The following is a 16,799-nucleotide window of genomic DNA, read 5'->3' on the forward strand; positions in this document are numbered from 1 at the left end:
ACGTTGTTGATGCCGAAGTTCTCCTCCATCGGCGTCAGCTTGTAGAGCTGCTCGAGGACGGCGTCGGGGTTGAAGCCGTTCTTGATCTCGATGACGAGGCGCAGGCCGTGCTGCCGGTCGGAGAGGTCCTTGAGGTCGGCGATGCCCTGCAGCTTCTTGCCCTGGACGAGGTCCTTGACCTTGTCGATGACCTTCTCGGGTCCGACGAGGTAGGGCAGCTCGGTGACGACGATGCCCTTGCGGCGCGGCGTGATCGACTCGATGCGTGCCGTGGCCCGGGTGCGGAAGCTGCCGCGCCCGGTGAGGTAGGCGTCGCGGATGCCCTCGAGGCCGACGATCTTGCCGCCACAGGGCAGGTCGGGCCCCGGGACGAACTTCATGAGGTCCTCGAGCGAGCACGTCGGGTTGGCGATGAGGTGCCGCGCGGCTCCGATGACCTCGACGAGGTTGTGCGGGGGCATGTTCGTGGCCATGCCGACCGCGATGCCGGCGGCGCCGTTGACGAGGAGGTTGGGGTAGGCCGCGGGCATGACCCCGGGCTGGAGCTGGGTGTCGTCGTAGTTGGGGACGAAGTCGACGGTGTCCTCGTCGAGGCCCGCGACCATGAGGAGCGCGGCGTTGGCCATGCGCGCCTCGGTGTACCGCGCGGCGGCCGGTCCGTCGTCGAGGGAGCCGAAGTTGCCGTGCCCGTCGACGAGGGGCAGGCGCAGCGTGAAGGGCTGGGCCATGCGCACGAGGGCGTCGTAGATCGCCTGGTCGCCGTGCGGGTGGTACTTGCCCATCACCTCGCCGACGACGCGCTGGCTCTTGACGTGGCCGCGGTCGGGCCGCAGCCCGAGCTCGTTGGCCCCGTAGAGGATGCGTCGCTGGACGGGCTTGAGCCCGTCCCGGGCGTCGGGCAGGGCCCGGCTGTAGATGACGCTGTAGGAGTACTCGAGGAAGGCGTTCTGCATCTCCTCCTCGACGTCGATGCCGACGATCTTCTCCTCGAAGTCCTCCGGTGGAGGCGGGGGGGTCTTTCCACGGGCCATGCCGGGTGGTGCTCCTTGCCGCTAGCGGGTGAACACCCCATCTTCGCGCAGGGTGGTCACGGCTTCTCACCTGCCACGCCGAAACGGCCCCAGTGGGCCACTTCGCGGCCGGTGCGCCGGTGCCGTCGGAGGCTCGGGCTCCTGGGTCCCGGGAGGGCATACCCGATGGACACGACGCCCACGATGCTGCGCGTCGAGGGGATGCCGAACGCCTCGTGGACGGCGTCGTGGCGCTCCGGCGGCACCCCGAAGAAGAGGCTGCCGAGGCCCTCGTCGGTGGCGGTGAGCAGGATGAGGAGCGAGGCCATGCCCGTGTCGACGTCCCAGTAGGGCACGGGCCAGCGCGCCTCGTCCCGGTCGGTCCACCCCTTGTCGGGCGCCGCGTAGCGGTCGAGGTAGGCGTCCTTGTGCGACAGACACAGCACGAGCACCGGAGCCGCGCGTATGCCGTCGAGCCAGGGGTCGCTCGCACCGGCGGGCTCCGTCGTGGCCGCCCAGAAGGCGTCGCGCTCGGGCGGTGCGGTGAGCACGACGAAGTCCCAGCCCTGGCTGAACCCGGCGCTCGGGGAGCGCACCGCGTTGGCGAGGCAGCGCTCCACGACCTCGCGCGGGACCTCCCGGTCGGGGTCGTAACGGCGGACCATGCGCCGGGAGCGGACGACGTCGGTGAACTCCATGCGACCACACTCCCATCTCCCGGGGCCGTGCAGCCCGACGTGACACGATGAGGGCATGGAGGGTGGCGAGCTCAGCGACGACACCGGTGCGATCGAGCGGGTCTCGGCGCAGGCCACGGGTGCCCCCGTCGAGTGGGAGGCGGACGTCGTGCTCCGGGACGGCACCGTGGCGCACGTCCGGCCGATCACGCCCGACGACGCAGACGGCATCCGCCACTTCCACAGCCTCCAGTCGGAGGAGTCGATCTACCTGCGCTTCTTCGCCCCGTTGCGCGAGCTGAGCGCCCGGGACCTCCACCGCTTCACGCACGTCGACCACCATGACCGGGTCGCCCTCGTCGCGACCCTCGACGGCGAGATCATCGGGATCGGCCGCTACGACCGCATCGACCCGACGTCGGCCGAGGTCGCCTTCAACATCTCGGACCACTACCAGGGCAAGGGCATCGGCTCGGTCATGCTCGAGCACCTCGCCGCCATCGCGCAGGAGATGGGCATCAACCGGTTCGTCGCCGAGGTCCTGCCGCAGAACCGCAAGATGCTCACCGTCTTCAAGGAGGCGGGCTACGAGGTCACGCACCACATCGAGGACGGCGTCGTCGAGGTCTCCTTCGACATCTCGCCGACCGAGCAGAGCAAGGCCGTCCAGCTCTCGCGCGAGCACCGCGCCGAGTCCCGCAGCATGCACACGATCCTCTTCCCGGAGCGCGTCGCGATCATCGGCGCGAGCCGGCGCGAGGAGTCGATCGGCGCTCTCGTCGTGCGCAACATCCTCGCCGCCGGCTACCGGGGGCAGCTCTACCCCATCCACCGGGTGGCCGACCGGATCCAGGGCCTCACGGCCTACCCGAGCATCCACGACGTGCCCGAACCCGTCGACCTCGCCATCGTCGTCGTCCCGGCGGCGCAGGCCATCGAGGTCGTCAAGGACTGCGGCAAGGCGGGCGTCAAGGCGCTCCTCGTCATGTCGGCCGGTTTTGCCGAGGCGGGGGAGGAGGGAGTCCGCCTGCAGGAGAAGCTCCGTCGTCGAGTGCGCCGTGCCGGCATGCGCATCGTCGGGCCCAACAGCTTCGGCCTCATCAACAACGACCCGTCGGTCCGCCTCAACGCCACGCTCGCCTCGGTGATCCCCGAGTCCGGTCGCCTCGGACTCTTCGCCCAGAGCGGCGCGCTCGGCGTCGCGGTGCTCGCCTCCGCGGCCCGCCGCGGCCTCGGCATCTCGGTGTTCGCGTCGGCCGGCAACCGCGTCGACGTCTCGGGCAACGACCTCATGCAGTACTGGATCGACGACCAGGAGACCGACACCGTCGGCCTCTACCTCGAGTCGATGGGCAACCCGCGCAAGTTCTCGCGCATCGCCCGGGCGCTCGCGGCGGTCAAGCCCGTCGTCGTCGTGAGCTCAGGGGTGTCGAGCTTCGCCGCCCCACCCGGCCACCGGACCCGCGTCACCAACGTGCCCCCACAGGCGTTCGACGCGCTGCTGCGCCAGGCCGGCGTCATCCGGGTCGAGAACGTCCACCAGCTCTTCGACGTCGCCCAGCTGACGCTCCACCAGCCGCTCCCGAAGGGCGACCGTGTCGCCATCGTCGGCAACTCCGACGCCTTGGGCGCGCTGAGTGCGAGCGCGTGCGTCAGCTGGGGGCTGCGCGTGACGCACGGCCCCGTCTCGCTGCCCCCGCAGGCCTCGGCCGAGGAGTTCGCCGCCGCGCTCGATGCGGCCTTCGCGGACCCCGAGGTCGACAGCGTCGTCGCCGCCTTCATCCCGCCCCTCGTGACGCAGGACGAGGAGGTGCACATGGCCGTCCGCACCATCGTCGCTGACCACGAGAAGCCTTGTGTCGCGACGTTCCTCGGCATGCGCGGTGTCGGTGACGGACTCTCCTACGAGCAGAACGGCACCCGGCGGTCCGTGCCGGCGTACTCGATGCCCGAGGACGGCATCCGGGCGCTCAACGCCGTCACGCGCTACGCGCTCTGGCGCCAGCGCGACCGCGGCACCCAGGTCGCCCCGGTGGGCATCGACCGGCTCCGTGCGGAGTCGCTGCTCGACGGCTACCTGGCAGACAGTCCCGACGGACGCGCGCTGACACGCGAGGAGGCGCGAGACCTGCTCGGCGCCTACGGCATACGCGTCTGGCCCGCGGTGGAGGTCGCGGGCGTCGACGCGGCGGTGGCCGCGGCCGACGAGCTGACCTACCCCGTCATCCTCAAGTCGACCTCGCCCGTCGTGCGCCACCAGCCCGGCCTCGTCGGGGTGCGTGGCGACCTCGTCGACGCCGAGGCCGTCCGTGACGCGCACACGTCGCTGACCCAGCGTCTGGGTCCGCTCGGGGCCGATCGGTTCGTCGTCCAGCGGATGGCCGTCCCCGGCGTGTCCTGCGTCATCCGCGCCACCGAGGACCCGCTCTTCGGTCCGGTGGTCAGCTTCTCCGTCGCCGGGCCGCCCACCGAGCTGCTCGGTGACGTCGCGCACCGCATCCCGCCGCTCACCGACGTCGACGTCACCGACCTCATCGACAGCGTCAAGGCGGCGCCGCTCCTCAGCGGCCACCGCGGCGCGGCGCCCGTGCACCGGGCGGCGCTCGCCGACCTCATCGCGCGGCTCTCGGTCCTCGCCGACGACCACCCCGAGCTGTCCTCGGTCGAGCTCAACCCCGTCAACGCCTGGACCGGCGGGGTCGACGTGCTCGGCGCCGAGGTCGTCGTGCGACCGGCCCTCGTGCGCAAGGACCCGGGCCGCCGCCGGATGACCTGACGCAGCACGGTGTGGACCGCTCGGAGAGGTCACGCCCGCGCTGGTGCAAGGATGGGGGTATGCGACGCGTCACCCCGGGCACCGGCCGAGTCCTTCCCGAAGACCTCACCGAGGCGATCACCCGTGCCGGCTACTACCCCTCGCTCGTCTGCGACGTCGTCGAGTCGGCGATCGCCGACGACGAGGTCGTCTCGCACCTCGTGCACCAGGAGACGACCTTCGACCACGAGACGGTGCGCCGACACGTGACCGTGCTCGTCGTCACCCCGCAGCGGCTCGTCATCGCCCATGCCGACGACCATGCCGAGTCCGAGGACAAGCTCATGGCGACGGCCACGACCGAGACGGTGCCGCTCGCCGCCGTCCGGGGCGTCATGCTGACCCACGTCGTGGCGCAGCCCGACACCTTCGCGCCCGGCACGCACGGTCGTGACCTCACGCTGACGCTCGGGTGGGGCGCGGTGAGCCGGCTCGACATGATCCCCGCTGCCTGTGGCGACCCGGACTGCACGTCCGACCACGGCTTCGAGGGCACCATCGCCTCCGACGACATCTCGCTGCGCGTCAGCTCGGCCGCCGACGGCGAGGACGCCGTGGGCCGGGCCATGAGCTTCGCCCGGGTGCTCTCCGCGAGCATCGGCGGCGGCACGGCTCGCTGACCAGCACACCGTGCCCGACGACCTGACCGCCCACGCGCCGACGCCGACCGACTGGTCGGCGGGCACCCTGGCCTCCGTGCTCCCGTCGGTCGCCGACCGACTCGGCGTGCCCGTGTATGCCGGCCGCGACGTCTTCGACCTGCCCACCGTCCCGCGCACCGTCGTCGTGCTCGTCGACGGGCTCGGTCACGACCTGCTGCGCCAGCGCAGCGGCCACGCACCCTTCCTGCGCAGCCACCTCGGCACCGCGCACCGGGTGCCGTGCGGCTTCCCGACGACGACCGCGACCTCGATGGGGACCTTCGGCACCGGCCTGCCCCCGGGGTCGCACGGGCTGGTCGGCATGCAGGTGCTCGATCCGGCCACCGACCGGCTGCTCAACGAGCTGTCCTGGGAGGACGGTCCCGACCCGCGCGCCTGGCAGCCGAACGAGACCGTCTTCGAGGCCGCCGAGAACGCCGGCGTCTCGGTGACCATGGTGGGTCCGCACTACTTCGACGGTTCGGGGCTGACCACCGCGGCGCTGCGGGGCGGCCGCTTCCGGGTCGGACGCACCCTCGACGACCGCGTGTCCGCCGCTGCGTCGGCGGTGCGGGCCACCCCGCGAGCCCTCGTCTACCTCTACTGGGGCGACGTCGACAAGATCGGCCACGTCCACGGCTGCCAGTCGTGGCAGTGGGGCGACGAGGTGGAGTCGGTCGACGCCGCGCTGCGACAGCTCGCCGCGCGCGTGCCGGACGACACCTCGATCGTCGTCACGGCCGACCACGGCATGGTCGACGTGCCCTTCCACGACCGCATCGACCTCGTGCACGAGCCCGGTCTCATGGCCGGCGTGCGGCACCTCGGCGGCGAGCCGCGCAACCTCCAGCTCTATGCCGAGCCCGGCGCCGCCGCCGACGTCGAGCAGGCGTGGGTGGCCCGGCTCGGCGACCGCGCCCGGATCCTCACCCGGGAGCGCGCCGTCGACGAGGGGTGGTTCGGCCCGGTGCGAGCAGGGGTCGAGGGCCGCATCGGCGACCTGCTCGTCGTGACGGAGGGGTCCTTCGCGGTCGTGCACTCGGGGCTGATGCGCCGCGAGGTGGTCGCGCTGCTCGGGCTGCACGGTTCGACGAGCGACGCGGAACTCGCCGTGCCGGTGGTCGTGGTGCCACCCCGCCGCGGCGCCTAGGGTGGTGCCTCGTGGCTGAGCTCGTCTTCTTCTCCGGGACCATGGACTGCGGCAAGTCGACCCTCGCCCTCCAGATGGACCACAACCACGGCGCACGGGGTCGCGTCGGTCTGATCTTCACCAAGATGGACCGCGCCGGCACCAACGTCCTCAGCTCGCGGCTCGGTCTCTCGACCGGGGCGCTCGAGGTCCGCGACGACCTCGACTTCTGGGAGGCGATCGTCGACCGGGCCACGGCGGGCACCCGCATCGACTACCTCATCTGCGACGAGGCCCAGTTCTACACCAGCGACCAGGTGGAGCAGCTGGCGCGGATCGTCGACGAGATGGACGTCGACGTCTTCGCCTTCGGCATCACCGCGGACTTCCGCACCGAGCTCTTCCCGGGCAGCAAGCGGCTCATCGAGCTCGCCGACAAGGTGCAGGTGCTCCAGGTGGAGGCGCTGTGCTGGTGTGGCCGTCGCGCCACGACCAACGCCCGCGTCATGGACGGCGTCATGGTCGTCGAGGGCGAGCAGGTCGTCGTCGGCGACACGAAGCCCGGCACGACCGGGCTCGTCGAGTACGAGGTGCTCTGCCGTCGGCACTACATGCGCCGGATGACCTCGCACGCCGCGCGGGCCGCCGCGATCTCGCCCGAGGTGCTGCCCTTCGACCTCGATGTGTGCCCACTGCCGCCGCTGCCGATCACCCAGGCCGACTAGCGTCCCCGCCGTCGACCGACGGCGTATGCCGTCCCGCGGGCTCCCTTCGACCGCTCACCCCCGCGCCGCGGCCCCCGAACCGTCGCGCCAGGCTGTGACGATGCCGCGGTAGGGGCGCCGTGGCCCCGGAACCGTCGGGCCAGGGTGTGACGAAGCCGCGTTAGGGGCGCCGTGGCCCCCGAACCTGCGGGCCAGGGTGTGACGAGGCCGCGTTAGGGGCGCCGCGGCCCCCGAACCTGCGGGCAGGGTGTGACGATGCCGCGGTATGGGCGCCGTGGCCCCCGAACCGTCGGGCCAGGGTGTGACGAGGCCGCGGTATGGGCGCCGTGGCCCCCGAACCGTCGGGCTCGTCGGGGTCGGCGGACCGTCAGTCGTTCTTGCGGCCGAACATGATGTCGTCCCAGCTCGGCACGCTGGGTCGTCCCGACTTGCGGGCCGGCGGCGCAGGGCGGGGCACGGGCTTAGCGGCCGGGGCCGCCGCTCTCTGCTCGACGACGTCGTAGCCGTCGTCGTCGGGCTCGGCGGACACGTCCCGGTCCTCGGCCTCGGGGGAGGGGTCGGACTGCGCAGCGGGCACGCGGGACAGTCGTCGGGCCTCGTCGCGTCGGCGGGTGGCCGGACGCAGCGGCTGCTCGACCGCAAGCGGGCCGTCCGCCGGCTCGTCCGTCGGGGCCCCGTCGTCGGCACCCTCAGCCTCGCCGTCGAGGTCGATGTCGATGTCGTCCTGGTCGTGGTCGTCGTCGTGGTCGTCGTCGTGGTCGTCGTCGTGGTCGTGGTCGAGAGCATCCTCGGCGGCCTCGTCGACAACATCCTCGGCAACCTCCTCGGCGACGTCCTTGCGAGCGGCGTCGTGCACTGATCCGGCCGAGGTGGGAGCTGCGAGCTCGTCGCCTCGCTCAGCCTCGGCTGCCGGCTCTGCATCGTCGGCACGCTCGGTCGGTGCCGTGGCAGTCGGCTGCTGCTCCGGTGCCTGCCGCACCGGCTGGGTCGGCTCGGTGCGGCGTGCCTTGCGGCGGGCGGCGTCGACCCCGACGCGCTGCGCGACGGAACCGGTCTTGACGACCTCGGGGTCGTCCTCCGGGTGCGTGTGCGCCGGGGGAGGCAGCTCGTCGCGAGGGTCGCCGGCGAGCTCCTCGAGCGGCAGGGCCTCCTCGGGCGCCTCGTCGAGTCCGGGGACCTCGGTGGACTTGGGGCGGCGGCGACGACCGCGCTGGGCGCTGCGCTCGCGCATGGCCGCCATGAGGTCGACGGTCTCGCCCTCGCGGCGGCGCATCGTCGAGGCGCCGACCCCGCCCTCTGCCTCGACGTCGTAGACGCGGCTCGGACGGTTCGAGGCGCTGAGGTGTGGCGCCGGGATCGGACCGGGAGCCTGCTGGTCCTCGTCCTCGCTGAGCCAACGGGCCTCGTCGTCGACGGCCGAGACGGTGCGGGCGAGCGGGTCGAACTGCCAGGCGGCCTCCCGCTCGCGCCCACCGGCGGTGAAGAGCAGCAGGACGGTCCAGGCGCCCTTGTCGGTGCGACGGGAGTCCCAGCGCGCCGTGACGGAGTCGATCTCGCGGGTGCGCAGCCGCTCGGTGACGCGCGCGTCGAGGGTGGGTGCCGCGCCGTGGGAGCCACCGCGCGGGCGCAGCCGGACCTGACGGGCGAGACCGGCCACGTGCTCGCGCTCGGCGAGGATCGGACCCTCGTAGCGGTGCACCTTCTCGACGGGCCAGCCGGCGCGCTCGGCGACCTCCTCGGCGGTGTGACCGGCCCGGATCATCGCCTGGACGTCCTTGGGCCGCAGTCCGCCCGAGATCTCGATCTGGAGCTGGCCGAGCCGCGGTCGGTCCCGCCGCACCGCGGCACGGAGCGAGTCGTCGAGGGGGACGGAGAAGCGGTGGCCCTCGTCGTCGGCCAGCAGCAGGTGCAATCCGTCCTCGTGGACGCCGACGAGCCTGAGGTGCTGCATGGGTGGGTCTCCCGGTACCGAGTCTGCGTGGTCCTGCCGTGATGGTGTCCGGTGGCCCGCGTCGCGCGACGTGATGTCGCGTCCCGGGGGCCGGCCGTGCGCCGTGCTGTCGAGCATGCCACCGGCCCGGGTGCCCACCAAAGCGACCACGCCGCACGGGTACCGTTTGCTCTGGCATGCCTACCTCTTTCGCGTCCGCGCAGCTCGCCCTCGACCTCGTCGGCGTGTTCGTCTTCGCGCTGTCCGGTGGCCTCGTGGCCGTCAAGAAGCGCTTCGACCTCTTCGGAGTGCTCGTGCTGGCCTGTGCCGCGGCCCTCGGCGGCGGCATCGTGCGCGACCTGCTCATCGGCGACATCCCGCCCGTCGGCATCAGCGACTGGCGGCTGCTGACCGCCGCGGCGCTCGGCGGTCTCGTCACGTTCCTCTTCCACCCGGGTGTCGAGCGCATCACCCGGTTCGTCCGGGTCCTCGACGCCGCCGGCCTCGGGGCCTTCGCGGTCGCAGGCAGTCTCAAGGCCGTGACGACGCTCGGGGTCTCGCCGATCGCGGCCGTCCTCGTCGGCGTCATCACGGCGGTCGGGGGCGGGGTCGTGCGCGACCTGCTGGCGGGCCAGGTCCCCGAGGTGCTGCGCCGCGAGCTGTATGCCGTCCCGGCCATGCTCGGGTCGATCCTCGTCGTCGTGGCCGCCCAGCTCGGCTCCCTCCAGGACTGGGTGCTCTGGACCGCCGCGGGTCTGGTCTTCGCCCTCCGGATCCTTGCCGTCCGCCTCGACCTCAATGCCCCGACCCCGTTGCGCTCCAACCCGACCTGACGACGGCGCACCACCGCCGACCGTCCAACGAGCCCTTTCACCCACCGATGGCGGAGACATGACACCTGACGCAGCACCGACGCCCGACGAGCCCCAGACCTCGCCGCTCGAACCCTACGACGCCGTGATCCTCCTCGGCTTCGGCGGTCCCGAGGCTCCCGACGAGGTGATGCCCTTCCTGCGGCGAGTCACGGCCGGACGGGGCATCCCGGACGAGCGTCTCGAGGCCGTCGGTGAGCACTACCACCACTTCGGTGGCCGCAGTCCGATCAACGACCAGAACCGCGCGCTCATCGCGGCCCTGCGCGCCGAGCTCGACGCGCGCGACATCAGCACGCCCATCGTCTGGGGCAACCGCAACAGCGAGCCCTTCATCGACGACGCCCTGCGCGCGAGCCACGCGGCCGGACACCGCCGTGTCGTCGCCCTGACGACGAGCGCCTACTCGTGCTACTCCTCCTGTCGCCAGTACCGCGAGAACCTCGCGGACGCCGCGGCCACGGTGGCCGAGGACGGCATCGAGCTGCAGATCGACAAGGTGTCGCAGTACGCCCGCCGTCCCGGGTTCGCGGCCGCCAACGCGGGCGAGCTCGTCCGGTCGCTGCGCGCGCTCGACGGTGCGCCGGACGCGGAGATCGCGCTGCTCTTCGTCACGCACTCGATCCCCGACGCGATGGACGACACGTCCGGACCGGGCGACGGCGAGGGCAACCTCTACCAGCGCCAGCACCTGGCGCTCGCATCGCAGCTGACCGAGGAGGTCAACCGCGTCCTCGGCCGCGACCTGACGGGCGAGCTCGTCTTCTGCTCGCGCTCGGGTCCGCCGACCCAGCCGTGGCTCGAGCCCGACGTCAACGACCGGATGCGGGAGCTCGCGGCCGCGGGCGTTCGCACGGTGGTCACGGCCCCGATCGGCTTCGTCAGCGACCACATGGAGGTCGTCTACGACCTCGACACGGAGGCGCAGGCGACGGCCGATGAGCTGGGCCTCACCCACGTGCGCGTCCCGACGGTCGGCACCGACGCGGTCTTCGTGCGCGATCTCGTCGACGCCCTGCTCGAACGCGCGGCGGAGGCCCGCGGAGAGGACGTCCCGCAGTTCGAGGGACGGATGCCGTCGGTGTGCGCGCCCGGCTGCTGCCCCAACCTGCGCCAGGCCCGTCCGGCACTGTGCGGCAGTGACTGAGGGCGACGCGATGACCACCACACGTCCCGTTCCCGCGCTGCCCGACGGTGTCACCGTCGAGGAGCTCGAGCGGCTCTGCGTCGAGGTCGCCGTCGAGGCCTCGCGCTTCATCCGCGACGAGCGCCCGCCCCGGATGGGGGTCGCCGCGACGAAGTCGACCGAGACCGACGTCGTGACCGTCATGGACCGTCGCTCCGAGGAGCTGCTGCACCGGCTCATCCGGGCCGCTCGCCCCGACGACGGCATCCTCGGCGAAGAGGGTGTCGACGTCACCGGGACGTCGGGCCTGACGTGGGTCGTCGACCCGATCGACGGCACCGTCAACTACCTCTACGAGATCCCTGCGTATGCCGTGTCCGTGGCCGTCGTCGTCGGGGACGCCCACTCCCAGGGCGGGTGGACCCCGGTCGCGGGCGCGGTCGCCGACCCGTGCCGGCGTCTCGTGCACCACGCCGGTCGGGGCACCGGCGCCTGGACGAGCCCCGAGGACCCGACGGACTCCGTGGCGCCGGCGCGTCTGTCCGTCTCGGGCGAGGACCGTCTCGCCCGCACCCTGCTCGCGACCGGCTTCGGCTACGCCCCCGAGGTGCGCGCCCGGCAGGCCGAGGTGCTGCTGCGGGTCCTGCCCCTCGTCCGCGACATCCGGCGCATCGGCAGCGCCGCCCTCGACCTCGTGCGGGTGGCCGAGGGGTCCGTGGACGCCTACGCCGAGACCGGGCTCAACGCCTGGGACCTCGCGGCGGGCTGGCTCGTCGTCGAGGAGGCCGGTGGCGTGGTCGTCGGCGCGGGAGCGGAGCCCGGCTCGGCGCCCGGCACCGCCCTCACCGTCGCCGCGGGGCCCGCCCTCGTCGAGCAGGTCCGCACCCTCTTCGTCGCCCCGGAGGGCGCAGCAGGCTGACCGTCGCGCGCGTGCGCGAGGACACACGACGACGCCCCACCCGGCCGTGCCGGGTGGGGCGTCTGTCGTCCTGGGGGAGCGGACGGCATACGCCCGCTCGTGTCGTGGTGTGTCGCTGGGACGCCGCTCAGGCCGCCTGGAACGGCTCGAGCTCGGGGACGCGGATGCCGTTCTCCGTGGCGAGCCGGGCGAACGACTCCAGCTCGCCGGTGTGCACCTGCACGCGGTAGTCGTCACCCGCCTGTCGCGCTTCGGCGAGGTCGCCCAGCGCGTCGTTGACACGTTGCCTGATCTGGTCGACGAACTCGGTCATGGGTGCCACCTCCGGGCCTGGGTTGTCGATCGGTCGAGTCCGGAGACCCTACCGCGCCGTAGGACCACCAATGTGCACCCGCGATGGTCGGTGAATGGCAAAGCCCAGGTGAACTGTTCGTCCGAAAAGGGTAGGCGTGAGTGGTGTGGGCGGGCCCGCGTCTCAGGCCTTGGCTCGGCCGACGTGACAACGCCGTGGGGATCGGGCACCATACGCGCACGCGGACATGTTTCGTCGCTGTTAACAACGTCGTTGACCGCGCGGGTTCTCGGGAACAAGCACGGGCCCACGAGCGTTCTCCGCGTCACAGACCGCAAGGCGCAGACGAGTAGAAGTGAGACAACGAGATGGCAACCGATTACGACGCGCCACGCAAGACTGACGACGATCTGAGCGAAGACTCCATCGAGGAGCTGAAGTCCCGTCGGGTCGACAAGACGTCGTCCAGCGTGGACGTCGACGAGACCGAGCAGGCCGAGGGCTTCGAGCTCCCGGGCGCCGACCTCTCCGGTGAGGAGCTGTCGGTGCGCGTCCTGCCCAAGCAGGCCGACGAGTTCACCTGTGGGCGTTGTTTCCTCGTCCACCACCGCAGCCAGCTCGCCAAGGAGAGTAACGGCATGATGATCTGCACGGAGTGCGCCGCCTGAGCGCATTCCACACCGGGCAGCCGCACGGCCAGGAGCAAGTAGGGTCGGTCCTCGTGACCGACCCTTGTGCTGTCCCGGTCCGGAGGCTCGACCCCGACCTGGCCCTGCCCGGCTACGCGCACCCCGGTGACGCCGGTGCCGACCTCTGCTCCCGCGTCGATGTGACGATCCAGCCGGGCGAGCGCGTCCTCGTCCCGACCGGTGTGGCCCTGGCCCTGCCGGCCGGTCACGCGGGCTTCGTGCACCCCCGCTCCGGCCTCGCGGCACGCCACGGCATCTCCATCGTCAACGCGCCCGGGACGGTCGACGAGGGGTACCGGGGCGAGATCCTCGTCAACCTCGTCAACCTCGACCCGCGCGAGCCGTTCACGGTCCGGCGCGGTGACCGCATCGCCCAGCTGGTCGTCCAGCGCGTGGAGCGCGTGCACTTCGTCGAGGTGGATTCGCTCGACGAGACCAGTCGGGGGGACACTGGACACGGATCCACCGGTGGGTTCGCCACCGGCGGCGCCGCCTCGCCGACACCGGGGGAGACGCCCACCGGGGCGTGATCATCGGATACGGTTCGCCGGGCGCTGCGTCAGCGCCGACGACCGCGGGCGGGCATCGTGCCCACCGCGCAGCAGGACTCTAAGGACGGAATGACGTGGGACTCTTCAGCCGGGGCAAGTCGAAGGACCGCCCGGACACCGATGCCGTGGACCGTGCCGACGACCTCGAGCAGGACGAGCTCGCCGAGGACGGCGCGCTCGACGGCGACGCGGACGGTGACACCGCCGCTTCGGCAACGTCCCGACCGCTCGACCGCAGCGAGGTCGAGGACGACGCCGACTACCTCAACCTCGGCGCCATCTGGCTGCGTGGTCAGCAGGGCATGGAGCTGCGCCTCGAGGTCAACGAGCAGGAGCAGCAGATCACGGGCGTGACCGCCGTCATCGGTGAGTCGGCGGTGCAGCTGCAGGCCTTCGCGGCCCCGCGCACCGAGGGCGTCTGGATCGACATCCGCAACGAGATCGCCGCGAGCATCGTCGATGCCGGCGGCACCGCCGAGGTGGTCACCGGCGAGTTCGGCGAGGAGCTCCTGACCCGGATGCCGCAGGCCGGACCCGACGGCCGCACCGTCTTCATGCCGGCCCGCTTCGTCGGCGTCGACGGGCCCCGCTGGTTCCTCCGCGCCGTGGTCTCCGGCCGCGCCGCGATCGAGCCGGCTGCCGCCGAGGCCGTGCACGACGTCATCCGGACGACGGTCATCGACCGCGGCGAGGAGGCCATGCCTCCCCGCGAGCTGCTCCCGCTGCGCCTGCCCGACGCGGACGGCGCCGTCCAGGCCGAGGAGGGCGCTGCCGAGGGCGGCCCCGACCTCCACCCGTTCGAGCGCGGACCCGAGATCACCGAGGTCCGTTGATGGCCGGCCCGTGTCCCGCACCGCAGCCCGGCCGGACGCACCCGTGACCACGGGCCACCCCGGCGCCCTGCGCCGGCTCACCGACCGCCTCACGCGCTCGTCGCACGAGATCGAGGCGGCCGAGCTGCGCCGTGAGTCCTCGGACCTCGACGGCGTCGTGCACATCGGTGACGCGCCCCAGCGCATCACCGTCACCGTGTGCGGTGAGGTGCGTTCCGTGACGCTGCGCCCGCGCGAGGAGACTCCTGCCCTCGACGTCGAGGTCTGGGACGGCACCGAGTCGCTCCACCTCGTGTGGCTCGGCCGTCGGCGCATCGCCGGCATCGTCCCCGGCGTCAAGATCCGTGCCACGGGCCGCATCACGACCCGCCGGAAGGTCAAGACGATGTTCAACCCGGCCTACGAGCTCATCGGCCGGGCGGGGCAGGCGCATGGCTGACGCCGACGGCAACGCCGTGGGCCCGGGCGGAGAGCGCACGGGGGAGGGCGACGGGGTCGTCCGCTCCGAGGCCGACCTGCGCCGCTACGACACGGTCGAGGAGCTGCTCCGCGACAAGCTGTCCGAAGCCCTCGGCGGTTGGCGCGGGGCCGTCGAGTCGGCCGTCCCGACCCTCGCGTTCGCCCTCGTGTGGGCGCGCACCGAGAACCTCCGCACCTCCCTCGTGGTCGCCGGTGTCCTCGTGGCCGTCCTCCTGCTCGTACGCCTCGCGCAGCGCCAGGACCCCCGCTTCATCGCGTATGCCGCCGCGGGCGTCGGGATCTCGGCCTTCTTCGCGCTGCGGTCGGGTCGGGCGGAGGACGCCTTCCTGCCGGGCATGCTCCAGAACGCCGCGCTGCTCGTCCTGCTGCTCGTGACGAACCTGACCCGGTGGCCGCTCTTCGGCTTCGTCGTCGGCGTCGCCGAGCCCGAGGCGTTCGCCGAGAACCCCACGTGGTGGCGTCGCCATGCCGGCATCGTCACCGTCGCGGCACGACTCGCCTGGGTGCTCATCGCCCTCAACGTCGTGCGGCTCTCGATCATGGTGCCGCTCTACCTCGCCGAGCAGGTGGCCGCGCTGGGCGTGGCCAAGGTCGTCCTCGGCTGGCCGGCCTACCTGCTCGCCATCACGGCGATGGGCGCCATCCTGCTGCGCGGACGCACCCCGATCGACCCCTCGCGGGTCGCCTGACGCCAGGGCCCCTCGACCCCGGGTCAGTCCTCGAGGTTCGTGTGGTGACGCTCTCCCGGCGCGACGAGGTCCTGGAGGCGGTCCTCCTGCTCCGTCGTCGTGATGAAGAGCAGCTCGTCGCCGGCCTCGATCGCGTCGTCGGGCGTCGGAGCGAGCGGACGCTCCTCGCGGATGATCGCGACGAGCACGGTGTCGGTCGGCCAGTCGACGTCACCGACGCGGCGCCCCGCGAAGGGGCTGCCCTCGGGAAGGGTGATCTCGACCATCGAGGCGCGTCCCTGCTGGAACTCGAAGATGCGCACGAGGTCGCCGATGCTCACGGCCTCCTCGATGAGCGCTGTCATGAGGCGTGGGGTCGAGACCGCGACGTCGACGCCCCACGACTCGTCGAACATCCACTCGTTCTTGGGGTTGTTGACGCGCGCGACGGTGCGCGGGACGCCGAACTCGGTCTTGGCCAGGAGCGAGAGCACGAGGTTGGCCTTGTCGTCGCCGGTGGCGGCGACGCAGACGTCGGACTCCTCGAGCCGGGCCTCCTCGAGGGCGGCGAGCTCGCACGCGTCGGCGAGCAACCACGACGCCTCGGGCACTCGCGAGGCCTGGACGTCGTCGGCGTCCTTGTCGATGAGCAGCACCTGGTGCCCGTTGCCGAGCAGCTCACGGGCGATGGAGCGGCCGACGCTTCCGGCTCCGGCGATGACGACGCGCATGGGGTTGATGTCTCCTGTGCCGGTCAGTGGGCGGCCGGGGCCTGGTCGCAGAGCCGCTCGACGCGAGCGAGGTCGTCGCGCGGGACGGTGAGGTGCACGAGGTCGCCCTGCTGGACGACCATGTCGGGCCGGGGGAGCGTGCCCTCGCCGAGCCGGGTGACGTAGGCGACGCGGGCGCCGGTCTGCTCCTCGAGGTCGGTGAGGTGCCGGCCGACCCAGCCCTCCGCGAGGGGGACCTCGGCGATGACGATCTTGCCGCTCGGGTCGGTCAGCTCGGGTACGGCGCCCTGCGGCAGCAGCCGCTGGATCATCTGGTCGGCAGTCCAGCGCACCGTCGCGACGGTCGGTATGCCGAGGCGCTGGTAGACCATGGCGCGCTGGGGGTCGTAGATGCGGGCGGCGACGTGCTCGACCCCGAACGTCTCGCGGGCCACGCGGGCGGCGAGGATGTTGGAGTTGTCGCCGCTGCTCACGGCCGCGAAGGCGTAGGCGTCACGGATGCCGGCGGCGACGAGGGTGTCACGGTCGAAACCGATGCCCGTGACGGTCTGGCCCTCGAAGGAGGTGCCGAGCCGGCGGAACGCGGAGGCGTCCGCGTCGATGATGGCGACGTCGTGGCCGTTGCGGCCCAGGGTGCGGGCGAGGGTCGACCCGACGCGGCCGCATCCCATGATGACGAAGTGCACGGACGCGACGCTACACCGTGAGGCC

Annotated in this window: 18 protein-coding genes; 12 read left to right on the top strand and 6 right to left on the bottom strand. The window is 72.3% G+C overall.

The genetic code is table 11. The features are described from left to right. Positions 1 to 1,031, bottom strand: a 1,031-nt coding sequence (locus H283_RS0121020) for a DNA gyrase subunit A (protein ID WP_020145505.1), incomplete at its 3' end; no start/stop codon positions are given. 56 nt (positions 1,032 to 1,087) lie between these two features. Beyond that, complete coding sequence (locus tag H283_RS0121025; protein ID WP_020145506.1) at positions 1,088 to 1,708, bottom strand: nitroreductase family protein; 621 nt, start codon at positions 1,706 to 1,708, stop codon at positions 1,088 to 1,090. A 55-nt stretch (positions 1,709 to 1,763) separates the two neighbouring features. On the opposite strand from H283_RS0121025, the gene H283_RS0121030 reads away from it, so the two are divergent. From H283_RS0121030 to H283_RS0121045, 4 genes are read left to right on the top strand one after another with little or no spacing between them, the layout of a single operon-like run. After that, a complete protein-coding gene (locus tag H283_RS0121030) occupies positions 1,764 to 4,463 on the top strand; it encodes a bifunctional GNAT family N-acetyltransferase/acetate--CoA ligase family protein (RefSeq protein ID WP_020145507.1) in 2,700 nt (899 codons plus the stop codon). A gap of 59 nt (positions 4,464 to 4,522) precedes the next feature. Beyond that, positions 4,523 to 5,122 carry a DUF5998 family protein gene (locus tag H283_RS0121035; RefSeq protein ID WP_020145508.1) on the top strand — a complete coding sequence of 200 codons (600 nt, stop codon included), beginning with the start codon at positions 4,523 to 4,525 and terminating at the stop codon, positions 5,120 to 5,122. A gap of 10 nt (positions 5,123 to 5,132) precedes the next feature. Continuing rightward, positions 5,133 to 6,293: an alkaline phosphatase family protein gene (locus H283_RS0121040; RefSeq protein ID WP_020145509.1), complete on the top strand. Its 1,161-nt coding sequence runs from the start codon at positions 5,133 to 5,135 to the stop codon at positions 6,291 to 6,293. Positions 6,294 to 6,304: 11 nt separating this feature from the next. Continuing rightward, positions 6,305 to 6,997 carry a thymidine kinase gene (locus tag H283_RS0121045; protein WP_020145510.1) on the top strand — a complete coding sequence of 231 codons (693 nt, stop codon included), beginning with the start codon at positions 6,305 to 6,307 and terminating at the stop codon, positions 6,995 to 6,997. Positions 6,998 to 7,364: 367 nt separating this feature from the next. Here H283_RS0121045 and sepH read toward each other — a convergent pair whose 3' ends face one another. Further along, positions 7,365 to 8,948 carry a septation protein SepH gene (gene sepH / locus H283_RS26965; protein ID WP_020145511.1) on the bottom strand — a complete coding sequence of 528 codons (1,584 nt, stop codon included), beginning with the start codon at positions 8,946 to 8,948 and terminating at the stop codon, positions 7,365 to 7,367. A 176-nt stretch (positions 8,949 to 9,124) separates the two neighbouring features. On the opposite strand from sepH, the gene H283_RS0121055 reads away from it, so the two are divergent. Genes H283_RS0121055 through H283_RS0121065 form a run of 3 tightly spaced genes read left to right on the top strand, consistent with a single transcriptional unit; the run spans position 9,125 to position 11,844 of the window. Next, positions 9,125 to 9,760: a trimeric intracellular cation channel family protein gene (locus H283_RS0121055; protein WP_020145512.1), complete on the top strand. Its 636-nt coding sequence runs from the start codon at positions 9,125 to 9,127 to the stop codon at positions 9,758 to 9,760. Between the two features lie 58 nt (positions 9,761 to 9,818). After that, complete coding sequence (locus H283_RS0121060) at positions 9,819 to 10,946, top strand: ferrochelatase (protein WP_020145513.1); 1,128 nt, start codon at positions 9,819 to 9,821, stop codon at positions 10,944 to 10,946. 10 nt (positions 10,947 to 10,956) lie between these two features. After that, positions 10,957 to 11,844, top strand: coding sequence for an inositol monophosphatase family protein (locus H283_RS0121065; protein WP_020145514.1), 888 nt, complete (start codon positions 10,957 to 10,959; stop codon positions 11,842 to 11,844). Between the two features lie 127 nt (positions 11,845 to 11,971). Here the strand turns inward: H283_RS0121065 and H283_RS0121070 are convergent, their stop codons facing one another. Next, positions 11,972 to 12,157 carry a hypothetical protein gene (locus H283_RS0121070; protein ID WP_020145515.1) on the bottom strand — a complete coding sequence of 62 codons (186 nt, stop codon included), beginning with the start codon at positions 12,155 to 12,157 and terminating at the stop codon, positions 11,972 to 11,974. A 347-nt stretch (positions 12,158 to 12,504) separates the two neighbouring features. Between H283_RS0121070 and H283_RS0121075 the strand changes: the two genes are divergently transcribed. The 5 genes from H283_RS0121075 to H283_RS0121095 all read left to right on the top strand — a co-directional run bounded on the left by H283_RS0121075 (position 12,505) and on the right by H283_RS0121095 (position 15,378). Beyond that, positions 12,505 to 12,804, top strand: coding sequence for a DUF4193 domain-containing protein (locus H283_RS0121075; protein WP_020145516.1), 300 nt, complete (start codon positions 12,505 to 12,507; stop codon positions 12,802 to 12,804). Positions 12,805 to 12,857: 53 nt separating this feature from the next. After that, complete coding sequence (gene dut / locus H283_RS26045) at positions 12,858 to 13,355, top strand: dUTP diphosphatase (protein WP_020145517.1); 498 nt, start codon at positions 12,858 to 12,860, stop codon at positions 13,353 to 13,355. A gap of 95 nt (positions 13,356 to 13,450) precedes the next feature. Next, positions 13,451 to 14,209, top strand: a complete 759-nt coding sequence (locus H283_RS0121085) for a DUF3710 domain-containing protein (protein ID WP_020145518.1) — start codon at positions 13,451 to 13,453, stop codon at positions 14,207 to 14,209. A 43-nt stretch (positions 14,210 to 14,252) separates the two neighbouring features. Further along, the gene (locus tag H283_RS0121090) at positions 14,253 to 14,648 is read left to right on the top strand and encodes an OB-fold nucleic acid binding domain-containing protein (RefSeq protein ID WP_020145519.1); all 396 of its coding nucleotides are present in this window, start codon (positions 14,253 to 14,255) and stop codon (positions 14,646 to 14,648) included. Beyond that, the gene (locus H283_RS0121095; protein ID WP_020145520.1) at positions 14,641 to 15,378 is read left to right on the top strand and encodes a DUF3159 domain-containing protein; all 738 of its coding nucleotides are present in this window, start codon (positions 14,641 to 14,643) and stop codon (positions 15,376 to 15,378) included. Before H283_RS0121090 ends, H283_RS0121095 begins: the two co-directional genes overlap by 8 nt. Before the next feature lie 23 nt (positions 15,379 to 15,401). Here H283_RS0121095 and H283_RS0121100 read toward each other — a convergent pair whose 3' ends face one another. Both H283_RS0121100 and H283_RS0121105 read right to left on the bottom strand, forming a co-directional pair. Beyond that, complete coding sequence (locus H283_RS0121100) at positions 15,402 to 16,088, bottom strand: TrkA family potassium uptake protein (protein ID WP_020145521.1); 687 nt, start codon at positions 16,086 to 16,088, stop codon at positions 15,402 to 15,404. A gap of 23 nt (positions 16,089 to 16,111) precedes the next feature. Continuing rightward, on the bottom strand, positions 16,112 to 16,774 hold the full coding sequence (locus H283_RS0121105; RefSeq protein ID WP_020145522.1) for a TrkA family potassium uptake protein: 663 nt from the start codon (positions 16,772 to 16,774) through the stop codon (positions 16,112 to 16,114). Positions 16,775 to 16,799: the final 25 nt, after the last annotated feature.

Origin of the sequence: Terracoccus sp. 273MFTsu3.1, assembly GCF_000383675.1 — a bacterium.
GTDB lineage: Bacteria > Actinomycetota > Actinomycetes > Actinomycetales > Dermatophilaceae > Terrabacter.